20 protein-coding genes are annotated in these 24,022 nt (G+C 65.3%); 16 read left to right on the forward strand and 4 right to left on the reverse strand.

The window, feature by feature from the left end; all coding sequences use genetic code 11:
• The first annotated feature begins 152 nt into the window (after positions 1–152).
• From ACWPW0_RS22290 to aauR, 7 genes are all read left to right on the forward strand, one after another.
• Complete coding sequence (locus ACWPW0_RS22290) at positions 153–1,061, forward strand: glutamate/aspartate ABC transporter substrate-binding protein (RefSeq protein ID WP_454256587.1); 909 nt, start codon at positions 153–155, stop codon at positions 1,059–1,061.
• A 156-nt stretch (positions 1,062–1,217) separates the two neighbouring features.
• The gene (locus tag ACWPW0_RS22295; RefSeq protein ID WP_447595187.1) at positions 1,218–1,964 is read left to right on the forward strand and encodes an amino acid ABC transporter permease; all 747 of its coding nucleotides are present in this window, start codon (positions 1,218–1,220) and stop codon (positions 1,962–1,964) included.
• Positions 1,961–2,629: an amino acid ABC transporter permease gene (locus ACWPW0_RS22300; protein ID WP_447595189.1), complete on the forward strand. Its 669-nt coding sequence runs from the start codon at positions 1,961–1,963 to the stop codon at positions 2,627–2,629. Before ACWPW0_RS22295 ends, ACWPW0_RS22300 begins: the two co-directional genes overlap by 4 nt.
• Complete coding sequence (locus tag ACWPW0_RS22305) at positions 2,626–3,360, forward strand: amino acid ABC transporter ATP-binding protein (RefSeq protein ID WP_447595191.1); 735 nt, start codon at positions 2,626–2,628, stop codon at positions 3,358–3,360. The genes ACWPW0_RS22300 and ACWPW0_RS22305 overlap by 4 nt, the downstream gene beginning before the upstream one ends.
• A 139-nt stretch (positions 3,361–3,499) precedes the next feature.
• Positions 3,500–4,585 carry an asparaginase gene (locus ACWPW0_RS22310; protein ID WP_447595193.1) on the forward strand — a complete coding sequence of 362 codons (1,086 nt, stop codon included), beginning with the start codon at positions 3,500–3,502 and terminating at the stop codon, positions 4,583–4,585.
• A gap of 49 nt (positions 4,586–4,634) precedes the next feature.
• Complete coding sequence (locus tag ACWPW0_RS22315; RefSeq protein ID WP_447595195.1) at positions 4,635–6,536, forward strand: sensor histidine kinase; 1,902 nt, start codon at positions 4,635–4,637, stop codon at positions 6,534–6,536.
• Entirely contained in the window at positions 6,529–7,860 is a 1,332-nt protein-coding gene (aauR, locus tag ACWPW0_RS22320) for a two-component response regulator AauR (RefSeq protein ID WP_454256588.1), read from the forward strand. Before ACWPW0_RS22315 ends, aauR begins: the two co-directional genes overlap by 8 nt.
• A gap of 224 nt (positions 7,861–8,084) precedes the next feature.
• Here the strand turns inward: aauR and ACWPW0_RS22325 are convergent, their stop codons facing one another.
• Positions 8,085–8,993 carry a LysR substrate-binding domain-containing protein gene (locus tag ACWPW0_RS22325; RefSeq protein ID WP_447595198.1) on the reverse strand — a complete coding sequence of 303 codons (909 nt, stop codon included), beginning with the start codon at positions 8,991–8,993 and terminating at the stop codon, positions 8,085–8,087.
• A gap of 303 nt (positions 8,994–9,296) precedes the next feature.
• Here ACWPW0_RS22325 and ACWPW0_RS22330 point away from each other — a divergent pair, with 303 nt between their 5' ends.
• Complete coding sequence (locus ACWPW0_RS22330) at positions 9,297–10,727, forward strand: aspartate ammonia-lyase (RefSeq protein ID WP_447595200.1); 1,431 nt, start codon at positions 9,297–9,299, stop codon at positions 10,725–10,727.
• Between the two features lie 95 nt (positions 10,728–10,822).
• On the opposite strand, the gene ACWPW0_RS22335 is transcribed toward ACWPW0_RS22330, so the two are convergent.
• A complete protein-coding gene (locus ACWPW0_RS22335) occupies positions 10,823–11,311 on the reverse strand; it encodes a GFA family protein (protein ID WP_454256589.1) in 489 nt (162 codons plus the stop codon).
• 144 nt (positions 11,312–11,455) lie between these two features.
• On the opposite strand from ACWPW0_RS22335, the gene ACWPW0_RS22340 reads away from it, so the two are divergent.
• The 3 genes from ACWPW0_RS22340 (at position 11,456) to ACWPW0_RS22350 (ending at position 16,271) form a co-directional block, all read left to right on the forward strand.
• Positions 11,456–11,902 (forward strand): N-acetyltransferase family protein, encoded by a 447-nt coding sequence (locus ACWPW0_RS22340; protein ID WP_454256590.1) that lies wholly within the window; start codon positions 11,456–11,458, stop codon positions 11,900–11,902.
• Between the two features lie 8 nt (positions 11,903–11,910).
• Positions 11,911–12,903 carry an asparaginase gene (locus ACWPW0_RS22345; RefSeq protein WP_454256591.1) on the forward strand — a complete coding sequence of 331 codons (993 nt, stop codon included), beginning with the start codon at positions 11,911–11,913 and terminating at the stop codon, positions 12,901–12,903.
• A gap of 86 nt (positions 12,904–12,989) precedes the next feature.
• Positions 12,990–16,271 carry an autotransporter domain-containing protein gene (locus tag ACWPW0_RS22350; RefSeq protein ID WP_454256592.1) on the forward strand — a complete coding sequence of 1,094 codons (3,282 nt, stop codon included), beginning with the start codon at positions 12,990–12,992 and terminating at the stop codon, positions 16,269–16,271.
• 270 nt (positions 16,272–16,541) lie between these two features.
• Here ACWPW0_RS22350 and ACWPW0_RS22355 read toward each other — a convergent pair whose 3' ends face one another.
• Together ACWPW0_RS22355 and ACWPW0_RS22360 are read right to left on the reverse strand one after the other, a co-directional pair.
• On the reverse strand, positions 16,542–17,225 hold the full coding sequence (locus tag ACWPW0_RS22355; RefSeq protein ID WP_454256593.1) for a type 1 glutamine amidotransferase domain-containing protein: 684 nt from the start codon (positions 17,223–17,225) through the stop codon (positions 16,542–16,544).
• Between the two features lie 120 nt (positions 17,226–17,345).
• Complete coding sequence (locus ACWPW0_RS22360) at positions 17,346–18,320, reverse strand: hypothetical protein (protein ID WP_454256594.1); 975 nt, start codon at positions 18,318–18,320, stop codon at positions 17,346–17,348.
• Between the two features lie 297 nt (positions 18,321–18,617).
• Here ACWPW0_RS22360 and ACWPW0_RS22365 point away from each other — a divergent pair, with 297 nt between their 5' ends.
• The 5 genes from ACWPW0_RS22365 to ACWPW0_RS22385 are packed head-to-tail and all read left to right on the forward strand — an operon-like array spanning position 18,618 to position 24,013.
• Positions 18,618–18,920 (forward strand): hypothetical protein, encoded by a 303-nt coding sequence (locus tag ACWPW0_RS22365; protein WP_447595211.1) that lies wholly within the window; start codon positions 18,618–18,620, stop codon positions 18,918–18,920.
• Complete coding sequence (locus ACWPW0_RS22370) at positions 18,917–20,551, forward strand: PepSY-associated TM helix domain-containing protein (protein ID WP_454256595.1); 1,635 nt, start codon at positions 18,917–18,919, stop codon at positions 20,549–20,551. The genes ACWPW0_RS22365 and ACWPW0_RS22370 overlap by 4 nt, the downstream gene beginning before the upstream one ends.
• Positions 20,551–20,907, forward strand: a complete 357-nt coding sequence (locus ACWPW0_RS22375; RefSeq protein ID WP_454256596.1) for a DUF3325 domain-containing protein — start codon at positions 20,551–20,553, stop codon at positions 20,905–20,907. Before ACWPW0_RS22370 ends, ACWPW0_RS22375 begins: the two co-directional genes overlap by 1 nt.
• Positions 20,907–22,073: an efflux RND transporter periplasmic adaptor subunit gene (locus ACWPW0_RS22380; protein WP_454256597.1), complete on the forward strand. Its 1,167-nt coding sequence runs from the start codon at positions 20,907–20,909 to the stop codon at positions 22,071–22,073. The genes ACWPW0_RS22375 and ACWPW0_RS22380 overlap by 1 nt, the downstream gene beginning before the upstream one ends.
• Complete coding sequence (locus tag ACWPW0_RS22385) at positions 22,067–24,013, forward strand: MacB family efflux pump subunit (protein WP_454256598.1); 1,947 nt, start codon at positions 22,067–22,069, stop codon at positions 24,011–24,013. The genes ACWPW0_RS22380 and ACWPW0_RS22385 overlap by 7 nt, the downstream gene beginning before the upstream one ends.
• The last annotated feature ends 9 nt before the right edge of the window (positions 24,014–24,022 follow it).

The raw sequence follows: 24,022 nt of genomic DNA on the forward strand, positions 1-24,022 counted from the left end.
ATTTATCAATGAATTGCCCTGAAAAATCATACGCGGAGATCCCTGGCACACATCCTGCTCTATACACCGACAGGAATGCGATAGCCCTTCCGGAACAGAGACGCTACCCAGCGACCTCTGTATGAATAAAAACAACACCGAGGAATCGATCCATGCGTATTGCTCCCCGTGCCCTGGCCGTAGCGGTCACCGCCATCCTGATGTCCACGCCCGTACTGGCCGCCGAACTCACCGGCACCCTGAAGAAGATCAAGGACTCCGGCACCATCACCCTGGGCCACCGCGACTCATCCATCCCCTTCTCCTACTACGGGGACAATGCACGCCAACCGATCGGTTACTCCCACGACCTGCAACTCAAGGTCGTCGAAGCCCTGAAGCAGGAACTGAACCTGCCCGAGCTGAAGGTACGCTACAACCTGGTCACCTCGCAGACCCGCATCCCGCTGGTGCAGAACGGCACCGTGGACCTGGAGTGTGGCTCCACCACCAACAACGTCGAACGCCAGCGCCAGGTCGATTTCTCGGTCGGCATCTTCGAGGTCGGCACTCGCCTGCTGACGCGCGTCAACTCGCCGATCAAGGACTTCGACGACCTCAAGGGCAAGAACGTGGTGACCACTGCCGGCACCACCTCCGAGCGCCTGATCAAGGCCATGAACGCCGAGAAGAAGATGGACATGAACGTCATCTCCGCCAAGGACCACGGCGAGTCCTTCCTGATGCTCGAGTCCAACCGTGCCGTGGCCTTCATGATGGACGACGCCCTGCTCGCCGGCGAAATGGCCAAGGCCAAGAAACCGGCTGACTGGCACGTGACCGGCACCCCGCAGTCCTTCGAAATCTACGGCTGCATGATGCGCAAGAACGACCCCGCCTTTAAGCAGGTGGTCGACAAGGCACTGACTGCCACCTTCACCTCTGGCGAGGTCAACGCCCTCTATGACAAGTGGTTCATGCAACCGGTCCCGCCCAAGGGCCTGAACCTGAATTTCCCCATGAGCGACGAGCTGAAACAGCTGATCGCCAACCCCACCGACAAGGCTGCAGAAGAGCACTGACGGTGATGCGACGCCGCACTCACAAGGCGCGGCGTTCGCGGGGAACCTGGGAGGCGCTCAGCCTCCCCCATTAACTGTAACCGCTCCTATCCGGGCCAGCCTCGTGCTCGCCAGGCCGACGGCTGCCCGCATTCTTTACACCAAGGGGAAACCCGCATGAATTACAACTGGGACTGGGGTATCTACTTCAAGTCCACCGGCATCGGCAGCGAAATCTACCTGGACTGGTTCATCACCGGCCTGGGCTGGACCCTCGCCATCGCCCTGGCCGGCTGGGTCATCGCCCTGGCACTGGGCACCGTGCTCGGCGTGATGCGCACGCTGCCCAACCGCCTGCTGTCGGGCCTTGCCACCGCCTACGTGGAAATCTTCCGCAACGTGCCACTGCTGGTGCAGCTGTTCCTCTGGTACTTCCTGGTGCCCGATCTGCTGCCCGAGCCATTGGAAATCTGGTTCAAGCAGGACCTCAACCCAGCTACCTCGGCCTACCTGAGCGTGATCGTCTGCCTGGGCCTGTTCACCGCTGCCCGCGTCTGCGAGCAGGTGCGTACCGGCATCGAAGCACTGCCCAAGGGCCAGGCGTCTGCCGCCCGCGCCATGGGCTTTCGCCTGCCGCAGATCTACCGCTACGTGGTGCTGCCCCAGGCCATGCGCATCATCATTCCGCCACTGACCAGCGAGTTCCTCAACATCTTCAAGAACTCCTCGGTGGCCTCGCTGATCGGCCTCATGGAGCTGCTGGCGCAGACCAAGCAGACCGCCGAATTCAGCGCCAACCTGTTCGAAGCCTTCACCCTGGCGACGCTGATCTACTTCACCCTGAACATGAGCCTGATGCTGCTCATGCGCCTGGTCGAGCGCAAGGTCGCGGTGCCCGGGCTGATTTCCGTAGGGGGTAAATGATGGACTTCAGTCAGATCGTTCCCGCCCTGCCGGGCCTCTGGGAAGGCATGGCGATGACCCTGCAGCTCACCGCGCTGGGCGTGCTCGGCGGCGTGGTGCTGGGCACGCTGCTGGCGTTGATGCGGATGTCCAACAGCACACTGCTGTCGAACATCGCCGCGCTCTACGTCAATTACTTCCGCTCGATCCCGCTGCTGCTGGTGATCACCTGGTTCTACTTCGCGGTGCCGTTCATCCTGCGCTGGGTCACCGGCGAAGACACGCCGGTGGGCGCCTTCACCTCGTGCCTGGTGGCCTTCGTGATGTTCGAGGCGGCCTACTTCTGCGAGATCGTCCGTGCCGGCATCCAGGCCATTCCCAAGGGCCAGATGGGCGCCGCGCAAGCCCTGGGCATGAGCTATGGCCAGACCATGCGCTTGATCATCCTGCCGCAGGCCTTCCGCAAGATGATGCCGTTGCTGCTGCAACAGAGCGTGATCCTCTTCCAGGACACCTCGCTGGTCTATACCGTCGGCCTGATCGACTTCCTCAACGCCTCCCGCTCACGGGGCGATATCCTGGGGCAGCCGCATGAGTTCCTGATCTTCGCCGGTCTGGTCTACTTCACCATCAGCTTCATCGCCTCGCGCCTGGTGAAGCACCTGCAAAAAAGGTTAGCCGTATGATTTCCATCAAGAACGTCAACAAGTGGTACGGGGACTTCCAGGTGCTGACCGATTGCAGCACCGAGGTGAAGAAGGGCGAAGTCGTGGTGGTGTGCGGGCCGTCCGGCTCGGGCAAGTCCACCCTGATCAAGTGCGTCAACGCGCTGGAACCCTTCCAACAGGGCGACATCGTGGTCGACGGCACCTCCATCGCCGACAAGAAGACCGACCTGCCCAAGTTGCGCTCGCGGGTTGGCATGGTGTTCCAACACTTCGAGCTGTTCCCGCACCTGACCATCACCGAGAACCTGACCATCGCACAGGTCAAGGTACTCGGCCGCAGCAAGGCCGAAGCCACCGAAAAGGGCCTGGCCCTGCTCGAACGCGTCGGCCTCAAGGAGCAGGCGCACAAGCACCCCGGCCAGCTCTCCGGCGGCCAGCAGCAGCGCGTGGCCATCGCCCGTGCGTTGGCCATGGACCCGGTGGTGATGCTGTTCGACGAACCGACCTCGGCCCTCGACCCGGAAATGGTCAACGAGGTGCTCGACGTGATGGTCCAGCTCGCCCATGAAGGCATGACCATGATGTGCGTGACCCACGAGATGGGTTTCGCCCGCAAGGTCGCCGACCGGGTGATCTTCATGGACGCCGGGCGGGTCGTCGAGGACTGCGCCAAGGACGAGTTCTTCGGTGACGTGTCGCAGCGCTCCGAACGCGCCCAGCACTTTCTCGCGAAGATTCTCCAGCACTAAAGCCTGCCCACGATCTGGCTCGCCAGGTCGTGAACAGGTCTTTCAAGCCACTGCACCGAGCACGACCCGTGCCGTCTCCTCAAGACGACGCGGTGGATCAACACGCTTCAACACAACGACAACAAAAGGAGCACCACCCATGAAAACCTTGCTTCAATCCTTCGTTCCGGCAGCCGCCCTCGGCCTGTTCCTGCTGCTGCCCGTACAGGCATCGGCCGAAGCCCCAGCCGTCAAACTGCCCAACGTGGTCATCCTCGCCACTGGCGGCACCATCGCCGGCGCAGGCGCCAGCACTGCCAACAGCGCCACCTACACCGCTGCCAAGGTGCCGGTCGACCAGTTGCTGGCCAGCGTGCCGGAGCTGAAGAACATCGCCAAGGTACGCGGCGAGCAGGCCATGCAGATCGCCTCGGAAAGCATCAGCAACGACAACCTGTTGGCCCTCGGCAAGCACGTGTCCAAGCTGGTCAAGCAGGCGGACGTCGACGGCGTGGTGATCACCCACGGCACCGACACCCTGGAAGAGACCGCCTACTTCCTCGACCTGGTCATCCACAGCGAGAAGCCGGTGATCGTGGTCGGCTCCATGCGTCCGGGTACCGCCATGTCCGCCGACGGCATGCTCAACCTGTACAACGCCGTGGCCGTGGCCGGCACCCCGAGCGCGCGCGGCAAGGGCGTGCTGGTGACCATGAACGACGAGATCCAGTCCGGTCGTGACGTGAGCAAGACCATCAACATCCGCCCGAATGCCTTCAACAGCCCGTGGGGCGCGCTGGGCATGGTGGTCGAAGGCAAGGCCTACTGGTTCCGCCTGCCGGCCAAGCGTCACACCATCGGTTCCGAGTTCGATATCGACAAGATCGACAGCCTGCCGCGCGTGGACATCGCCTACGCCCACGGCAACCTCGATGACACCGCCTACCAGGCCTTCGCCAAGGCAGGCGCCAAAGCCATCATCCATGCCGGCACCGGCAATGGTTCGGTGGCCGCCAACGTGGTGCCGACCCTCAAGGCCCTGCGCGCCGACGGCCTGCAGATCATCCGCTCCAGCCACGTCAACCAGGGCGGCTTCGTCCTGCGCAACGCCGAGCAGCCGGATGACGCCAACGACTGGGTCGTGGCCCATGACCTGAACCCGCAGAAAGCCCGCATCCTGGCCATGGTGGCGCTGACCGCCAACGTCGACAGCAAGGCGCTGCAACGCATCTTCTGGGAGTACTGATCGGGTGCGCGGAGGGCGTGCGGCTACCGCGAGGGACAACCCAGCGTCTATGATGCAGGGCACTCCCAGCAGCCGCACCATGCCGCATGCCCTGACCGTGAAACCACGCCTCGCCCGCCACCTGTTGCTGATACTGTTGATGCTCGCGCTGGTACTCGGCTGCGGCTATGTCGGCTATCGGCTTAGCGAACGGGCGGGCATCCGCGCCGTCAGCGAAAACGGCGAACGCCAGCTCGAACTCAACGCCCGGGCGGTGGAAAGCGAAATCACCAAGTACACCTACCTGCCCAGCCTGCTGGAGCTGGAATCCAACGTCAGCCGCCTGCTGCTGACGCCCTCTCCCTACCGCCGGCAACGGGTCAACGACTACCTCGAAGGCCTCAACCTGCGCAGCGGCAGCCTGGCCATCTACGTGATGGACATCGACGGCCGCGTGCTGGCCACCAGCAACTGGCGCAAACCCGACAGCTACCTGGGCGAAGACCTGTCCTTCCGGGCCTACTTCCAGGACGCCGTGCGTGGCCGGCCGGGGCGCATGTATGGCATCGGCAGCACCAGCGGCGAACCCGGCTACTACCTGGCCCATGGCCTCAAGGCCAACGGCCGCGTCATCGGCGTGGCGGTGGTCAAGGCACGGCTCGACTCGCTGGAAGAGCGCTGGCAACGAGCCCAGCTGGAAGCCTACGTCAGCGACGAGAACGGCGTGATCATCCTCTCCGGCAACCCGGAGCGCCGGCTCAAGGCCACGAAGCCACTGGACAGCCGGACGCGCGAAGAACTGGCGCGCAGCCTGCGCTATCACTGGCAGCAGCTGGAAGAACTCAAGTCCCTGGCCCGCGTGCCGCTGGGCGAGAACATCGAAGAAGTCAGCTTCGCCAGTGCCGACCGGCAGGGCGAGCCGATCCGCTACCTGTCGCAAACCCGGCCGCTGGATGACACGCCCTGGCGCCTGACCCTGCTCACCCCCTTGCAGGACCAACGCCGCGAAGCCATGAGCCATGGCATGCTGGCCGCCGTCGCCGCCGCCCTGCTGGCCTTCCTGCTGATCGCCTGGAACGAGCGGCGCAAGGTCATCGCCACCCGCCTGGCCGCCCGCGAAGCCCTGCAACAGGCCAACAACCACCTGGAACGCAAGATCGCCGAGCGTACCGCCGACCTGCGCGCCAGCAACGACCGGCTCAAGGCCGAGATCCGCGAACGCCGGCAGACCGAGGAAAACCTGCGCAAGACCCAGGACGGCCTGGTCCAGGCCGGCAAGCTGGCGGTGATCGGGCAGATGTCCACCAGCATCGCCCACGAACTCAATCAACCGCTAGCCGCCCTGCGCACCCTGTCGGGCAACACCATGCGCTTCCTTGCTCGCGGCGCCTACGACGTGGCCAGCACCAACCTGCAGACCATCAACGAACTGGTCGACCGCATGGGCAAGACCACCGCCAGCCTGCGCGCCTTCGCCCGCCGCTCCGACGACCGTGGCGAAGCGCGCCTGGACAAGGCCATCGACGCCGCCCTGATGCTCCTGCACCCGCGCCTGAAGCAGACCGATGTGCGCATCACCCGCACCTGCCTCGACCAGCACCTGGCCATCGACCAGACACGCCTGGAACAGATCCTCATCAACCTCATCGCCAACGCCCTGGACGCCATGCGCGACCAGCGCGACCGCCAGCTCTGGCTGACCGGCAGCGAGCACGACGACCACTACCAGCTGGAAGTACGCGACAACGGCCCCGGCATCGCCCCGGAAACCCGCGTGCACCTGTTCGAGCCGTTCTTCACCACCAAACCCGGCGAGCAGGGCCTGGGCCTCGGCCTGACCCTCTCCGCCAGCCTGGCTGCCGCCGCCGGTGGCAGCCTCAGCGTGCGCCATCCTCCGGACGGCGGCACCGCCTTCATTCTCAGCCTGCGGCGTATCGGCCCGGGCCCCGCCGCGAGACCCGCCGATGAATGAATCCCTCCGCGTGCTGATCGTCGAAGACGACCCCCATGTGCTGCTCGGCTGCCAGCAGGCGCTCAGCCTGGAAGATATCCCCAGCGACGGCGTCGGCAGCGCCGAGGAAGCCCTGCATTGCATCGGCGATGACTTCGCCGGCATCGTCATCAGCGACATTCGCCTGCCCGGCATCGACGGCCTGGAGCTGCTCGCCCAGCTGAAGAAGCGCGACCCCAGCCTGCCGGTGGTGCTGATCACCGGCCACGGCGACATCAGCATGGCGGTCGGCGCCATGCGCGATGGCGCCTACGACTTCATGGAAAAACCCTTCTCCCCGGAACGCCTGGTGGATGTCGCCCGCCGCGCCCTCGAACAGCGCGCCCTGGCTCGCGAGGTCTCCGCCCTGCGCCGCCAGTTGGCCGGGCGCCAGGCCCTGGAACAACGCATCATCGGCCGCTCGCCAGCCATGCAGGAGCTGCGCGCGCTGATCGAGAACGTCGCCGATACCGGCGCCAACGTGCTCATCGAAGGCGAGACCGGTACCGGCAAGGAACTGGTCGCCCGCTGCCTGCACGACTTCAGCCGGCGGCACAACAAGCAGTTCGTCGCCCTCAACTGCGGCGGCCTGCCGGAGAACCTGTTCGAAAGCGAGATCTTCGGCCACGAGGCCCATGCCTTCACCGGTGCCGGCAAACGCCGCATCGGCAAGATCGAGCACGCCAACGGCGGCAGCCTGTTCCTCGACGAAATCGAAAGCATGCCGCTGAACCTGCAGATCAAGCTGCTGCGCGTGCTGCAGGAACACAGCCTGGAGCGCCTGGGCTCGAACCAGAGCGTCGCAGTCGACTGCCGGGTGATCGCCGCGACCAAGGCCGACCTCGACGAGCTGGGCCGCACCGGGCAGTTCCGCAGCGACCTCTATTACCGCCTCAACGTGGTCACCCTGGAACTGCCGCCACTGCGCGAGCGCCGCGAAGACATCAACCTGCTGTTCGAGCACTTTCTGCAACTCTCCGCCCTGCGCTTCGACCGCCCGGCGCCGGAGCTCGACCGCCAGACCCTCGCCAGCCTCATGGCCCACGACTGGCCGGGCAACGTGCGCGAACTGCGCAACGTCGCCGAGCGTTTTGCCCTCGGCCTGCCGGTGTTCAAGAAGAGCGGCCTGGCCAGCGACGGCGAAGGCCCGGGTTTCGCCGAAGCGGTGGAAGCGTTCGAGCGCAACCTGCTGGTCGCCGCCCTCGAGCGCCACGACGGCAACCTCAGCCAGGCCGCTCAGGCCCTGCACATGGCCAAGACCACCCTGTTCGACAAGGTGAAGAAGTACGGGCTACAGGGCGGCTAACACGCCCGATACACCCCAAGAACCTGTTCACGATCTTCTGGATTAGAGCCAGACAAGGGCTAGGCGCCCCCGCAAAAACGCCTGAGGAAGCGGACTAGGCCCGCACTCGGGTTTACGAGTGGTAAATGAGCATTCCGTCGGGGACGCCCAGTCCGGACTGGCGATCCAGGGTGTTTTTAACGCCGTATGGCCGACAGTCAGGAGATCGTAAACAGGTTCCAAGACTACTCGGCACTGCCCACTCCTTCTCCGAGCTTGCGCCAGAGCAGGCGCACCGCAGCCTTGCGGGTCATCGCGCTGCGGTACAGGCGGATTTCCAGCGGGATGCGCCACTGCTCGCCACCACACACCACCAGCTCGCCACGGGCCAGCTCGGCGCTGACCGACAGGCGCGGCACCCAGGCCACGCCCATGCCCTGCAAGGCCATGCTCTTCAAGCTGTCGGCCATCGCCGTCTCGTACACCGTGGTCGAACGCAGCGCCCGTTGACGCAGCAGCAGGTTCACCGAGCGGCCGAGAAACGCCCCCGCGCTATAGGCCAGCAAGGGCACGCTCTGGCCACTTTCCAGCTCGAACAGCGGACGGCCATCGGCATCCACCGCACACACCGGCAGCATCTCGGTACGGCCCATGTGCAGGGAAGGGAACAGCTCCGGCGCCAGCTGCAGGGCGGCGTCCGGGTCGTAGTAGGCGAGGATCAGGTCGCAACTGCCCTCGCGCAGCGAGTGCACCGCCTCACCGACGTTGGCCGCCACCAGCCGGGTATTCAGCGGCAGGCCTTCGCGACGCAGGCGCGCCATCCATTCGGGAAAGAAGCCCAGGGTCAGCGAGTGGGCGGCAGCGATCTGCAACACCTCGCCTTGCTGGCCCTCGACATGGTGCAGGTGACGCACCACCTCGCCGAGCTGTTCGACCACGCTGCGCGCCGTGAGCAGGAACAACTGGCCCGACTCGGTCAGCTCCACCGGCGTGCGCGAACGGTTGACCAGGGTCAGCCCCAGCGCGCCCTCCAGGCTGCGGATGCGGCGGCTGAAGGCCGGCTGGGTGACGAAGCGCTTTTCCGCCGCCTGGGAAAAACTGCGCGTGGCCGCCAGGGCGACGAAGTCTTCCAGCCATTTGCTTTCCAGGTTCATCGATGCTCCCGCTTTTCCTAGGGTGGATCGGGGCGCGTGGCTGAGGATCTTTCATCCGCGGCCGCCCTGCTGCCCGGTTGTGGTGGATGGAGAAAGCGCCCTCCACCCTGCTGCGGGCACACGCGCCGTACCCGCCCGATTTCGTTCGAAATTCCGCACGACCACCCCAAAAAGGAAGTCACGCCCACGTTATGCCGATTATGCATACCATAGCGTTTAACAGCATTGGTCGAAAGACCAATAAAAAGCCGAGGATATGCACATCGCGGCGTGTGCCGCTTATCCAGCGAGAACATCTCGATCATGTCCCCTGTTGCATCATCGCGTATCGAAAAAGACCTGCTCGGCACCCTGGAAGTCCCTTCCGAGGCCTATTACGGCATCCAGACCCTGCGCGCCGTGCAGAATTTTCGACTGTCTGGCGTGCCGCTGTCGCATTACCCGAAACTGGTAATCGCCCTGGCCATGGTCAAGCAGGCGGCCGCCGACGCCAACCGCGAGCTGGGCCACCTGTCCGCCGCCAAGCACACCGCGATCAGCACCGCCTGCGCACGCATCATCCAGGGCGAGTTCCATGACCAGTTCGTGGTCGACATGATCCAGGGCGGCGCCGGCACCTCGACCAACATGAATGCCAACGAGGTGATCGCCAACATCGCCCTCGAAGCCATGGGCCATGAAAAGGGTGAGTACAACCACCTGCACCCGAACAACGACGTGAACATGGCGCAGTCGACCAACGACGCCTACCCCACCGCCATCCGCATCGGCCTGCTGCTCGGCCATGACGCCCTGCTGGTCAGCCTGCACAAGCTGATCCAGGCGCTGGCCAGCAAAGGCCTGGAGTTCAGCCACGTCCTGAAGATGGGCCGCACCCAGCTGCAGGACGCCGTGCCAATGACCCTCGGCCAGGAATTCCGCGCCTTCGCCACCACCCTCGGCGAAGACCTGCAGCACCTGCGCCTGCTCGCCCCGACCCTGCTCACCGAAGTGAACCTCGGCGGCACGGCGATCGGCACCGGCATCAACGCCGACCCCAACTACCAGAAGCTCGCCGTGCAGCGCCTGGCGATCATCAGCGGACACCCGGTGGTGCCGGCAGCCGACCTGATCGAAGCCACCTCGGACATGGGCGCCTTCGTGCTGTTCTCCGGCATGCTCAAGCGCACCGCGGTCAAGCTGTCCAAGCTGTGCAACGACCTGCGCCTGCTCTCCAGCGGCCCGCGCACCGGCATCAACGAAATCAACCTGCCACCGCGCCAGCCGGGCAGCTCGATCATGCCGGGCAAGGTCAACCCGGTGATCCCGGAAGCGGTCAACCAGGTCGCCTTCGAAGTGATCGGCAACGACCTGGCCCTGACCCTCGCCGCCGAGGCCGGCCAGTTGCAGCTCAACGTCATGGAGCCGCTGATCGCCTACAAGATCTTCGACTCGATCCGCCTGCTGACCCGCGCCATGGATATGCTGCGTGAGCTGTGCATCGACGGCATCACCGCCAACGAAGCGCGTTGCCGCGAGCTGATGGAAAACTCCATCGGCCTGATCACCGCGCTCAACCCCTACATCGGCTACGAGAACGCCACCCGCCTGGCCAAGACAGCCCTGGACACTGGCCGTGGTGTGCTGGAACTGGTGCGCGAAGAGAAGCTGCTGGACGACATCACCCTGGCCGACATCCTGCGCCCGGAAAACATGATCGCCCCGCGCCTGATCCCGCTCAGCGCCAACGCCTGATCCGCGCGTTATCGACCAGAGGCTGCCCCCAGCCTCTTTCCCTCAGGGATGGCTCCGGCCATCCCTTTTTTTATTCCGCTGATGCGCGTCAGCGCTCAACGCGCCAGGCCGAGACGTTCATGCCACTCGGCAATGGCCTCCTGCGGATACCCCTCGAACACCTGATCGCCAGGGCGTTTGTCGATCTCGACCCAGGACGCCTTGGAATCCAGCAGCAGGTGGGTGTGCTCCGGCGGCACCGGCAACGGGGTGTCGATTGCCGAGGCGAATGGGTGGATCAGCTCTGGCCATTCCGGGCTGAACAACCACAAGCCACTGCCACAGTGCTGGCAGAAATGCCGCTCGGCGCTGCTGGCGTGGGCACGCTTGGCACCCTTGGGCTTGAGCCGCGCGTGGTAGATGCTGATGTGCTTGCGCCCCCGCACCGTGAGGCTACCGGCATCGCCGCCGAGGTTGATCGCATAGCCGCCACCGCCCTGGGTCTTGCGGCAGATCGAGCAATAGCAACGCTGGTACGGGTAGGGATGGGCGCTGGTCAGGCTGAACGTGACCGCACCGCAATGGCAGGAACCTTCGAGCAACATGGGCAAGTCTCCTTGAGTCACAGCGATAGGGTCTAGACCGCCGCCCCAGCCGTTTCGCCCACCACCGCTGGTCGGCACGCAGATGCCGGTTGCCTGGAGCCCTGCGCGGCGGCAGGATGATCACTCGCCCTTCAGGAGCCACCCATGCCACTCGACATCCGCCCCGTCACCGCTGCCGACCACGCTGCCTGGCTGCCCCTGTGGCAGGGCTACCAGCGCTTCTACCACAGCGACATTCCCGAGGTGGTCAGCGCCACCACCTGGCAACGCTTTCTCGACCCGGCCGAACCGATGCATGCCGCCCTGGTCTGGCGCGACGGCGTCGCCATCGGCCTGGTGCACTGGATCTTCCACCGCTCCTGCTGGACCACCGGCGACTACTGCTACCTGCAGGATCTCTACGTGGCTGACGACGTGCGCGGGGGTGGCGTCGGCCGCGCCCTGATCGAGCACGTCTACGCCGAGGCCCAGGCCGCCGGCGCCAGCCGCGTGCACTGGCTGACCCAGGAGGACAACGCCCAGGCCCGCCTGCTCTACGAGCGCATCGCCAGCCGTTCCGGCTTCATCCAGTACCGCCACCTGTTCCCGTGAGGTCCACCATGCAGCCCGTACAGAATCTGCTGGTGCTCTACACCGGCGGCACCATCGGCATGCAGATGACCGACGCCGGCCTGGCCCCCGCCTCCGGCTTCGAGGCCCGCCTGCGCGCCGAGCAACTCAACCAGCCGCAACGCACGGTGCCTACCTGGCAGTTCCGCGAGCTGCTGCCGCCGCTGGACAGCGCCAACATGACCCAGGCCAACTGGCTGGCCATGCGCGACGCCATCGTCACGGGTGTGGAAGACGGCCACGACGCGGTGCTGGTGCTGCACGGCACCGACACCCTGGCCTACAGCGCTGCCGCCCTGTCCTTCCTGCTGCTTGGCCTGCCCGTGCCGGTGTTGCTGACCGGCGCCATGCAGCCGGCCGGGGCAGCAGGTAGCGATGCCTGGCCGAACCTGTTCGGCGCCCTCGAAGTGCTGGCCCAGGGCGTGGCGTCGGGCGTGCACCTGTACTTCAACGGCAAGCTGCTGCACGGCGCTTGCACCAGCAAGCTCAAGAGCGATGCCGTCGATGCCTTCGTCGAAGCCCGCCGTCCGCGTCGGGGCATGCGCGCCACTCACCTGCCGGCCCAGCTCGACTACCGCCAGCCACGTACAACCGTTGCCCTGGCCATCCAGCCGCTGTTTCCCGGACTCGCCGCCGAGCAACTGCGCGCGGTGCTGGCCAGCGGTGTACGCGGCTTGCTGCTGGAGTGTTATGGCAGCGGCACCGGGCCCACTGCCGACCAGGCTTTCGTCCAGGTATTGCGCGATGCCCATGCCGCCGGCGTGGTGCTCGCGGCAATCAGCCAGTGCCCGCAGGGGCATGTCGAGTTCGGCCTGTATGCCGCCGGCAGCCTGCTGGCCGATGCCGGCGTCATCAGCGGCGACGGCATGACCCGCGAAGCCGCATTGGGCAAGCTGTTCGCCCTGCTCGGCGCCGGTCTCGATCAGCAACAGACCGAGCACTGGTTCACCCTCGACCTGTGCGGCGAACAGGCCGATACCTGAACGCAATTCCGTCACCCGTTCGTCAACGTTCTGTAATACCCGCTGGGCATAGTCGCTGGCCTTATTATTCCAACGCCTGGTGCCCCATGCCTCGACTGAATCCGCTGTTGCGCCCCCTTCCTTTGGTACTCGCCCTGCAAGCCGCGCTCGCCGGGCAAGCCATCGGCGCCGACTTCACCGTTGGTGCGGGCACCACCCAGACCGCCGGGCAAACACTGAACAACGGCAACACTGGCACGGTTGCAGCCGGTGGCACCCTGGTCACAGATGCCAAAATCGTGGCGGTCGACATCAAGACCGGCACCACTGTCTTGAATAACGCCGGCACCATCAGCCAGACCGGCACCGGCCGCGCCATCGACTCCGACAGCGGCACACCAACGCTGACCATCAACAACGAAATCGGCGGGGTGATCACCGCCACCGGCAACGTCGCCATCCGCCTCAATCGGCCGGCCGGGCAATACATCATCAACAACCAGGGCACCATCGCGCAGGTCGGCGTCAGCGTTGGCGGTGAACGGGCGATCAAGGCCGATGCCGAATACACCAGCCTGCACAACCAGATCATCAACGGCGCCGCCGACAACCGTAACGCAGTGATCAGCTCCAACGGCAACGACGCCCTGCGCCTGGGTAACAACTTCACCCTGGTCAACTACGGCAACATCTTCTCCACCGGCCTGGTCAACACCAGCTGCCCGCGCTACATGGGCACGCTGTGCGACAACGGCCAATCCGCCGCCGATGGCGTGGCCATCGAGAACAAACGCTCCAACGTCGCCATCCTCAACCACGGCACCATCACCGGCCCGCGCCATGGCATCGACGGCGGCGACCCCCTGGCCGCCAATGCGGACAGCAACCTGATCGGCCTGGAGCGCCTGATCATCCGCAGCGCCGACGGCAACGGCGTGACCTTCGACAAGGTGGTCGACGGCATCACCACCGAGAACATCCAGATCCTCAACCCGGTGGTGATCAACTACGCCGATGGCGAGATCAGGGGCAAAAACGGCTCCGGTGTCGGCCTCGACGGCCACGGCGTGGTGTTCAACTACGGGCTGATCAGCGGCAACTACGCCGGCGCCGGCAACGTCTACGACCACGAAGGCCAAGGCCAAACCATCAATAATGGCGACGGTGACGGCGTCGATATCGACGGCATCGCCTACGTCGAGAACTACGGGCGCATCGAAGGCACCGGCGCAGGCGGTTTCGACTCCGACGGCAACCCCAACGGCGCCGACGGTATCGCGGCCGGCGGCGGCACCCTCATCAACCATGCCGGTGGCGAAATCTTCGGCCAGGCCAAGGGCATCCTCATCGACGACGGCGCGGCGGGTACCGCCGTGGCGAGCGGACGCGGCACCAGCACGGCCATTGGCGGCGTGGTGCGCATCGAGAACGCCGGCAGCATCATCGGCGCCGACGAAGCGGCCATCGGCCTGGTCGGCAACTTCGACGACGTGCTGATCAACCATGCCGGCGGGGTCATCCGTGGCGGCCTCGACACCACTCGCGTCGACGAAGACAACAGCACCACCGCAGCTGCGGCCGTGCAGATGGGCGGCGGTAACGACAGCCTGATCAACGCCGGCCTGATCGAAGGCCTCAACGGCCTGGCCGTGGACCTCGGTGACGGCGACGACAGCCTCACCGTACGCAGCAGCGGGCGCTTCATCGGCCTGGTCGACGGCGGTAGCGGTGACGACCTGCTGGTACTCGACAACAGCGCCGGCGGCCGCTTCGGCAACAGCATCAACTTCGAACGCCTCGACGTGCGAGCCGGCAACTGGACCCTCGATACCAATGACTTCAGCGACAACGCCCACATCTTCGCCGGCGCCGGCCTGCGCAACCTCGGCCTGATCCAGGGCAACGTCCAGGTGGACGACGGCGGCGCCTACGGTGGCGGCCACATCGGCGGCAATCTGGACCTGGCCAGCGGCGCGACACTGGTGTTGCAGGTCGACCCCAGCGGCCATGGCAACGGCGTGACCGTCGATGGCAGCGCCAGCCTCGCCGGCGCCAACCTGCGCATCGACGCCCTGCCCGGCGGCTACCCGGCCAGCAGCCTGTACAATGTGTTGCAGGCCACGGGTGGTGTCAGCGGCACCTTCGCCAACGTCAGCAGCAACCTGGCGTTCCTCACTCCGACCCTGACCTACGGCAGCAACAGCGTGGATCTGGAACTGCTGCGCAACGGCAGCGCCTTCGCCGACGTCGCCCAGAGCGGCAATGGCCAGAATGTTGCCAACGCCCTCGAAAGCCAGGCCGGCGGCCCGCTGTACCAGGCCCTGCTGACCAGCAGCAATGCCGATGCCAGCCGCGGCCTCGAACAACTGGCCGCCAGCAGCAACGCCAGCCTGGCCAGTGTCAGCCTGGCCAGCGGTGCCCAGCTCGGCAACAGCATGCGCAGCGCCATGCGCCCCATGGGCGGCGCCAACAACCTGCAAGCCGCCCTGCTGCATGACAACGGCCCGCTGCTCGCCGCCAGCGGCGTCCCCAGCAGCGCGCGCAACCTCAACGACCCACAGGCCCAGGGCCGCCTCTGGCTGCAAGGCCTGGGCAGCCACGGCAAGCTGGACGGCCCGCGCGGCGGCCAGGACATCAGCCAGGACACCCGTGGCGCCGTGCTCGGTGCCGATTGGGGCCTGGGCTCCGCCTGGCGCCTGGGCGTGCTCGGTGGCTACGCCAAGACCGATATAGATGCCGGCTCCGGCGCCTCCGGTGATGTCGACAGCCTGCACCTCGGCGTCTACGCCCAGCACCAGAACGGCCCGCTGGCCCTGCGCCTGGGCGCGGCCTACAGCCGGCACGACAACAGCAGCACCCGCAAGATCGCCTTCAATGGCTTCAGCGACCGCCTGCGTGGCGACTTCAACGCCGACAGCCAGCAGGCCTTCGCCGAACTGGGCTATCAACTCGGCAGCGGGCGTCTGGCCGCCGAACCGTTCGCCAGCCTCGGCTACCAGCGTTACAGCCAGGAGTCGTACAACGAGAAAGGCGGCGCCGCGGCCCTGCACGTCGACCAGCAGGACCAGGACAACTTCAGCAGCACCTTCGGTGTACGCCTGGCCCACCTCGGCATGCTCGACAACGGCATGAGCCTGACCCCGCGCCTGAGCGTGGCCTGGCGTCACACCTACGGCACCCTCGACAGCAGCGTGCGCCAGTCCTTCCTCAGCGGCGGCAGCGCGTTCAGCGTCGAAGGCAGCGCCCTGGACCGCAACAGCCTGCTCCTCGAAGCCGGCCTGGACCTCGGCATCAGCACCGGCCAGAGCATCGGCCTGGGCTACAGCGGCGAGCACGGCAGCCACGCGCAAAACCACGCCCTGGTCGCCCAATGGCAGGCGCGCTTCTGAAGCCCTGATTCACCCCGCCGAAAACGAACAACCCCAGTGCCTTGCCCAAGGCACTGGGGTTTGTTTTTTCAGCCCCCAACGCTGCCACCGTGGCGGTATGGGGTTGCCATGACTGGGCGAGCAATGACGCGCCCACAGACTGCAAAAGGCAAATCCAGGAAGTACCGGAAATATCGATCCAAAAGGGTCGAATCACTCTACTTCACTACGAAAAAGCAGCCTGAGACCTGCCCGGCTCAGCCGGGCAGTGGCATCCGGCTGATTGCGCCACTAGCGCGCCAGTGTTTTCAGAACGAGATCAGCCACCGGACCGCCGGATGCCGGGTTCTGCCCGGTAATAACGCGCCCGTCGGCGACAGCGAAAGGTGCCCAGGGCTCATCCGCTTTCTGGTACACGGCACCACGTTTCACCAGTTCGTCTTCGGTGAGATACGGCACGTACTGATCGAGTTCAGCGAGTTGTTCTTCAGCGTTGGAAAAGCCGGTGACAGTCTTGCCTTTTATCAGCAAGGAGTCGTCGGACAGGGTGATATTCAACAGGCCAACTGCGCCATGGCAGACTGAGGAAACGATCCCACCGCGTTCGTAGATGCCACGGCTGAGCACCTGTAGCTCCGTATTGTCGGGAAAATCCCAGACCACGCCATGGCCGCCGGCGAAATAGATGACAACGTAATCATCCGGGCTGACCTGGCTCGGCTTGAGAGTCGCTCCCAGCCGATCCATAAACGTCTTGTCCTGGTACCAGTCCCAGTCACCTTCTTCGGCCATAGCCAGACTGTGAGGATCGATCGGCGTATAGCCGCCTTCCGGGCTTACATAGTCGACCTGAAAACCGGCCGCCTCCACCTTGCGAACAAAATGCACTGCTTCGCCAAGCCACAGGCCAGTGGCGCGAGCCAGGTTCGGGTACTTGGCAACGCTGGTCAGTACCACCAGTATTTTCTTGCTCATGTGTCACTCCTGAATTCGCAACTAGTCAATTCAGCCGCAAAAACAGGGACATCCTGCGCTACAGCAACGGCATTCGACTGTGACTGTTGAGGCACGCAGGAGTTTGAACTTTCGCTGGGATCAGGCCGGCTCAGCCCGGTAGACCCAGCGCAGGCCCAGGCGGGTAAAAAACCACAGCAGCACCAGCAGCCCGAAGCCGATCAACCCCAGCAAAACTGGCGCGATGTCCGCGCCCACTACAACGGCGATAACCAGCACGGCCAGCACCACCGCTACCACGATGCCCCACAACACCAGGCTCAGCAGGCTGGCCAGCACCAGCCGACCGGCATTGAGCCGGGCCAGGCGCACCGGCAAGACCAGCCAGGCACTGAGGAACACCAGCAGCAAAAGCCCCAGAACACCCACTACGTAGAGCCCGAATAGCCAATCGATGTCGTACAGCACGCCGAAGAGCATCGGCATCATCACCAGGATGCTCATGAACACCACCTCAACGCACAGGCTGTAGGCCAGTGCCGCCTCCCAGCGCGGAATCACGCGGGCCTGGCTGTCGAGTTGGGCGCCTGTGCGCAGCACATGCATGATCAACCACAACGGCACCAACGAACTCAGGGCGAAATTCAGCCAATGCATGGGCTCATTGAGCAACAGGGCCAGGGTGTAGCTGCCCGTCAGCTCATTCGACCACTCGAGGGACGCGCCAAATAACGGCACCGTGGCCTGCCAGAGCACCAGGGAACACACCACGCTCAGCAGTGCATACATCCCGAGCACCGTCAGTGGCTGGCGGAACGCGGCGATACCATGACGCTCGAGGTAACTGCGGCTCAGCAGCAACGTGCCCAGGCAGGCAAGTAGCACGCCACTGATCCAGCCCGGAAACATGAACGGCAGGTTTTCGAGGTATGAACTGAAGACGTCAGACTCGCCCCAGAACCAGATCGAGAGCGCACTGAGCAGCATCGTCAGCAGGCTGCTGAGCGCCGCCACACCCATGATGGCGTAGGGCAAGCGCGACGCCGGACGCAATCCTGACTGCACGGGCTCGGCACATGCCTCGCTCGTCGGGATGTCGAAGGGGTTGCTGTGCATGGGATGCAGTCCTTGTCTGGGGCAGTGGGCAAGAATACGTTGCGCCATCCGGCAAACGCACGCGGCACACCGCGGCGCGTGTGCTGCATCACGCTCCAGGGCCTCTGATCTGCACCTTCACGGCGCAACGGGACGCAGCAATACCGGCTTCTGGACACACTCTGTTGCAAATAGTCTGACCAGTGGGTGCGGGTTTTCCGAGGCTCGTCCGTCTTGGATGTACAGACACACAGTTTTCACGTGTCTGACGCTTCGCGACTGCGCGTATTTTTTCTTCGCCACGATGTCCCCTTATCCATGAAACCATCGACTTCCTCTCGCGCGAATTCGCTCGCGCTGCTCTCACGTATTGCCGCCGCGATCTTCGGCGGCTACCTGCTGGCCACGGCGGTGACCATTCTGCTCGGCGCGGTGCTACCACTGCCCAAGGGCCAGGCTGTGCTGGCGGGTTCGCTGGCCAGCTTTGCCGTGTATACCGCGGCAATCATCTGGGCATTTGCGGAGAAAAGTCTGAAACGGGTATGGATCGGCATGCTGGTAACGGCGCTGGTATTCACCGCCCTGGGCATGGGCATCGTCTTGATCGGGGGTGATCGATGAGCACGGCAACGCCGAACGGCGCCGCACAGGGCGGCCTGCGCCAGTCCATGTCCTGGCTGCACACCTGGGGCGGGCTGTGGGCCTGCTGGATTCTCTTCGTCATTTTCCTCACGGGCACATTGGGCGTGTTCGACGACGCCATCACCCGCTGGATGAAGCCGGAAATGCCGCAAGCCGGCGAAAAACAGGTCATCGAGCACCTCGACCGCCCGGCTCTGGTGCGCAGCGCCCAGGCTTACCTGGAGCAGGTGTCGCCGGTCGGCCATTTCTGGGGCGTCGCCCTGCCCAACGAGGAAAACCCGACTCTGCGCGTGTTCTGGGAGGACGAGCAGGAAGTCTTCCACCGCGGCCAGCTCGATATCGAAAGCGGCCAACCGATCACCAGCAAGAACGAGCGCGAGACCGAAGGTGGCCACCACTTCGTGCACATGCACTTCGAGTTCCACGCCGGCACTGCGGGCATCTGGCTGGTGGGCTTCTTCACCATGGCCATGCTGGTCGGGCTGGTCAGCGGGGTGATCACCCACAAGCGCATCTTCAAGGACTTCTTCACCTTCCGCCCGGCCAAGGGCCAGCGCAGCTGGCTGGATGCGCACAACGCGGTGTCGGTACTGACCCTGCCGTTCCAGTTGATGATCGCCTACACCGGCCTGGCGACTTTCTACGCGCTGTACATGCCGCTGGGCATCATCGGCCACTATGCCGACAGCGACACTTACTTCTCCGAGCTGCTGTCCACCCCGCCGCACCGTGAGCAGACCCACATCGCCGCGCCGGTCGTCCCGCTGGACCAGTTGCTGCTGCGCAGCGAAGAACAGATCGGCCGCCCGGCGATCTTCGTCGCGGTCGAGCACCCTGGCGACAGCAGCGCCTCGGTGCGCGTGTTCGGCCGCTTCATCGAGAAGGAAGGCGAGTACACCCTGCGCGGCGAAGGCAATGGCCTGGTGCATTTCGACGGCATCACCGGTGAGCAGTGGGACGTCCAGATGCCCGCCGAGCGCCGTGGTGGCCAAACCCAGGACGTGCAGACGGTGATGCGCAACCTGCACTTCGCGGCCTTCGGCGGCTCGGCCCTGCGCTGGCTGTACTTCGTCTGCGGCCTGGCCGGTGCGGCCATGATGGCCACCGGCGCGATCCTGTTCATGGTCAAGCGGCGCCAGCGCTCGCTCAACGAGTTCGGCGCGCAGACACCGCGCATCTACCGCCTGATCGAAGTGCTCAACATTGGCTCCATCACCGGGCTGGGCGTGGCCTGCATCGCCTTCTTCTGGGGCAACCGGCTGATTCCGGTGGGCATCGAAAACCGTGCCGAATGGGAACTGGCGGCGTTCTTCGCCGTGTGGGCGCTGACCTACGGCCACGCCGCACTGCGCCCGGCAGGCCGCGCCTGGATCGAGCAGCTCACTGCCTGTGCCGCGCTCTGCCTGGCCCTGCCACTGCTGAACTGGGCCACGGTGGGCGAGCATTTCGTGCTCTACCTGCAACGCGGTGACCTCGAACGCGGTTGGCTGGAAGTGACTGCCCTGGCATTCGGCCTGCTCAGCGCCTGGTGCGCGTGGAAGCTGCACCGTCGCCAGCAGGCCCCGGCCACCCGCCCGGCCCGTAATCGCACAGCTGCACAGGTGCTTTGATGACCATCGGATTTGCATTATCCCTGGGCCTGGCCCTGTCCTACGCCGGCATGGCCGGCCTGAGCCTGGGCATGAACCGCCATGCGGCGCAGGTCTGGCCGAAGAAGAAACTCACCCCGTTCGGTCAACGAGGTCTGCGTCTCGGCGGCTGGCTGCTGCTGGCCCTGGCCCTGCTGCCCTGCCTGTGGACCTGGGGTGTCAGCGTCGGCATCGTCGCCTGGATCGGCCTGATCGGTGCCGGCGCCCTGCTGCTGGTGCTGTTGCTGGCGTACCGACCACGCCCCGCGGCGGCGCTCGCCGGCCTCTCGGCGCTGGTGTCACTGCCCCTGCTGCTCGTCCAGGGCAGCGGTCTGTAATGCCGGGCGTTAAACGACCGCTGCGACGCCGCTGGTGGCTCGCGGCGCTGGCCCTGCTCGTCGTGCCGGCCGCCTGGTGGCTGGGTAGCGAACCCGCCGCCGGCTACACCACCGTCACCCTCGGACGCGGTGATGTCGAGGCCACGGTGGTGGCCATCGGCACCCTGCAGCCACGCCACTCGGTGGATGTCGGCGCCCAGGTGTCCGGGCAGATCATGCGTCTGCATGTGGAGCCCGGTGATCGGGTCGAGAAAGGCCAACTGCTCGCCGAGATCGACGCCAGCCTGCACGAAGCCACAGTGGAAGCCGACCGCGCCGCCCTCGACGGCCTGCGCGCGCAACTGGCCGAGCAACAGGCACAGCTCGACCTGGCGCAGCAGCAGCATCGCCGCCAACAGCGCCTGCTGGCCGACGAAGCGACCCGCGAGGAAGACGTGCAGATTGCCGTCGCCACCCTGCATTCAGCCCAGGCCCGCCTGCAACAACTGCGCGCGCAGATCGCCGAAGCCCAGGCCCGCTTGCGCGGCAACGAGGCGCAGCTCAGCTACACCCGCCTCTACGCCCCCATCGCCGGCTCGGTGCTGGGTGTCGACGTGAAACAGGGCCAGACCCTCAACGCTACCTACCAGACGCCCACGGTGATGCGTATCGCCGATCTCTCCAGCATGACCGGCTGGACGCGGGTTTCAGAGGCCGATATTCGCCGGGTCAAGGCCGGCTTGCCGCTGTACTTCACCACCCTGGGTGGCGACGAGCGCCGCTGGCACAGCAAGGTGCGCCAGGTGTTGCCGGCACCGCCGGTGCCAGCCGGCAGCCAGGGCGAGTCGGCCAGCAGCAGCGAAAGCGAGAAGGTGGTGCAGTACACCGTGCTGTTCGAGGTGGACAACGACGACGGCGAACTGATGCCGCAGATGACCGCCCAGGTGGTATTCGTCACCGACTCGGCCAAGAACGTGCTCACGGCGCCGCTAGACGCCCTGCAAGGCAGCCCGGGCGCTTACCAGGTGCGCATTCTGAGCAAGGACGAACAGCCTGAACTGCGTTCGGTGAAAGTCGGTGCGCGTGATCGTCAGGTTGCGGAAATCCTCGATGGCATAGAAGAAGGCGAACGCCTGGTAACGGGTGAGGCGCCGGCAGAAGCGGGGATTTCGAGGTTCCAGTGGTAACACCACTGATCGAACTGCAGGGCATCCGCCGCACCTACGGCGGTGACAACGGTGCACCGGCAGTGGACGTTCTGCGCGGCATCGGGCTGTCGGTGCAAGCGGGTGAATTCGTCGCCATCGTCGGCACCTCCGGCTCTGGCAAGTCGACCCTGATGAACATCCTCGGCTGCCTGGATCGGCCCAGCGCCGGCAGCTATCGCTTCGCTGGCGAGGATGTGGCGGCATTCGATGCCGACCAGTTGGCCTGGCTACGCCGCGAGGCCTTCGGCTTCGTCTTCCAGGGCTACAACCTGATCGCCACCGAGTCAGCGCGGGAGAACGTCGAAGTGCCGGCCGTGTATGCCGGCATGCCGGCCGAGCAGCGCCACGAGCGCGCCTGCGCCCTGCTGCGTCGCCTGGGCCTGGACGAACGCCTGGAGCATCGCCCCAGCCAGCTCTCCGGCGGTCAGCAGCAGCGCGTGTCGATTGCCAGGGCGCTGATGAACGGCGGCCGCATCATCCTCGCCGACGAACCCACTGGCGCGCTGGACAGCCGCAGCGGCAAGGAGGTCATGGCGTTGCTGCACGAACTGGCCGATGCCGGGCACACCATCATCCTCATCACCCACGACCGCGACGTCGCCGCCCAGGCGCGGCGGGTGGTCGAGATACGCGACGGCGAAGTGATCAGCGACAGCGGCGCCACCGTGCCAAGCAAGGCGCTGCCCGCCCCCGACATGCGCCAGGCTGGCCGCAGCAGCGGTGTGCCGTTTTTCAGCGAACTGGGCGACATGCTGCGCGGCGCCCTGCGCGTGCTGCTGATCCATCGCTTCCGCACCGCGCTGACCCTGCTGGGCATCGTCATCGGCGTGGCCTCGGTGATTGTCATGCTCGCCGTCGGCGAAGGTGCGCGGCAGAAGGTGGTCGCCGAAATGGGCGTGATGGGCGCCAACATGATGTACATCGGTAGCAGCGTGCCACGCAGCGGCGGCCCAATCGGTGTACTGACACTGGATGATCTCGCCGCCATCAGCCAGTTGCGTGAAGTCGCTCGAGTGATGCCGGTGCTACGCGATCCGGCGTTGATTCGCCATGGCCAGGAGGCCCTGCAGACCGAGGTGCTCGGCGTGGGCGAGAAACTGCCGCAGATCCACCACTGGCCGGTGGCACGCGGCCGCTTCTTCAGCGCTGCGGAAAACCGCGAAATCGCCCCCGTGGCAGTGCTCGGCCATGAGGTCTACAAGAGCCTGTTCCCCGACAGCAGCAACCCACTGGGCGCAATCATCCTGATCAACAGCTCACCGTTCGAAGTGATCGGGGTGATGAGCGAGAAAGGCAGCGAGGCCGGTGGCAACTACCCCGACGAACAGGTGCTGGTACCCCACAGCACGGGCGTAGTGCGGGTATTCCCCAAATTACGGGACGAGAGCTACGGCGTCATCGAGGTGAAGAGCAGCGACCTGGTCAGCCAGGCGCAGACCGAGGTGGAAGAGCTTATGCAGCAGCGCCACGGTCGCCAGGATTTCCGCGTGTACAACTCCGCCGCCAAACTGCAGGCCGAAGCCAAGACGCGGCAGAGCATGACCCTGATGCTCGGCCTGATCGCCGCCGTTTCACTGCTGGTCGGCGGTATCGGCGTGATGAACGTGATGCTGATGACCGTGCGCGAACGCACCCGCGAGATCGGCATCCGCATGGCCACCGGGGCGCGTCAGCGCGACATCATGCGTCAGTTCCTCACCGAATCGGTGCTGGTCACCCTGCTCGGCGGCAGCGTCGGCGTGGCCAGCGGCCTGCTGTTCGGCGCATTGCTGATTCTCTGGGAGGTACCGCTGGTGTTCTCGCTTTCAGCCATGCTGCTGGCCTTCGCCTGTTCGGTAGGGACCGGCCTGGTGTTCGGCTACCTGCCAGCCAAGACCGCCGCGCGGCTCGATCCAGTCGTGGCGCTGGCCGCGCAATGACAGGACTTC

Source organism: Pseudomonas sp. Marseille-Q8238 (assembly GCF_965111915.1).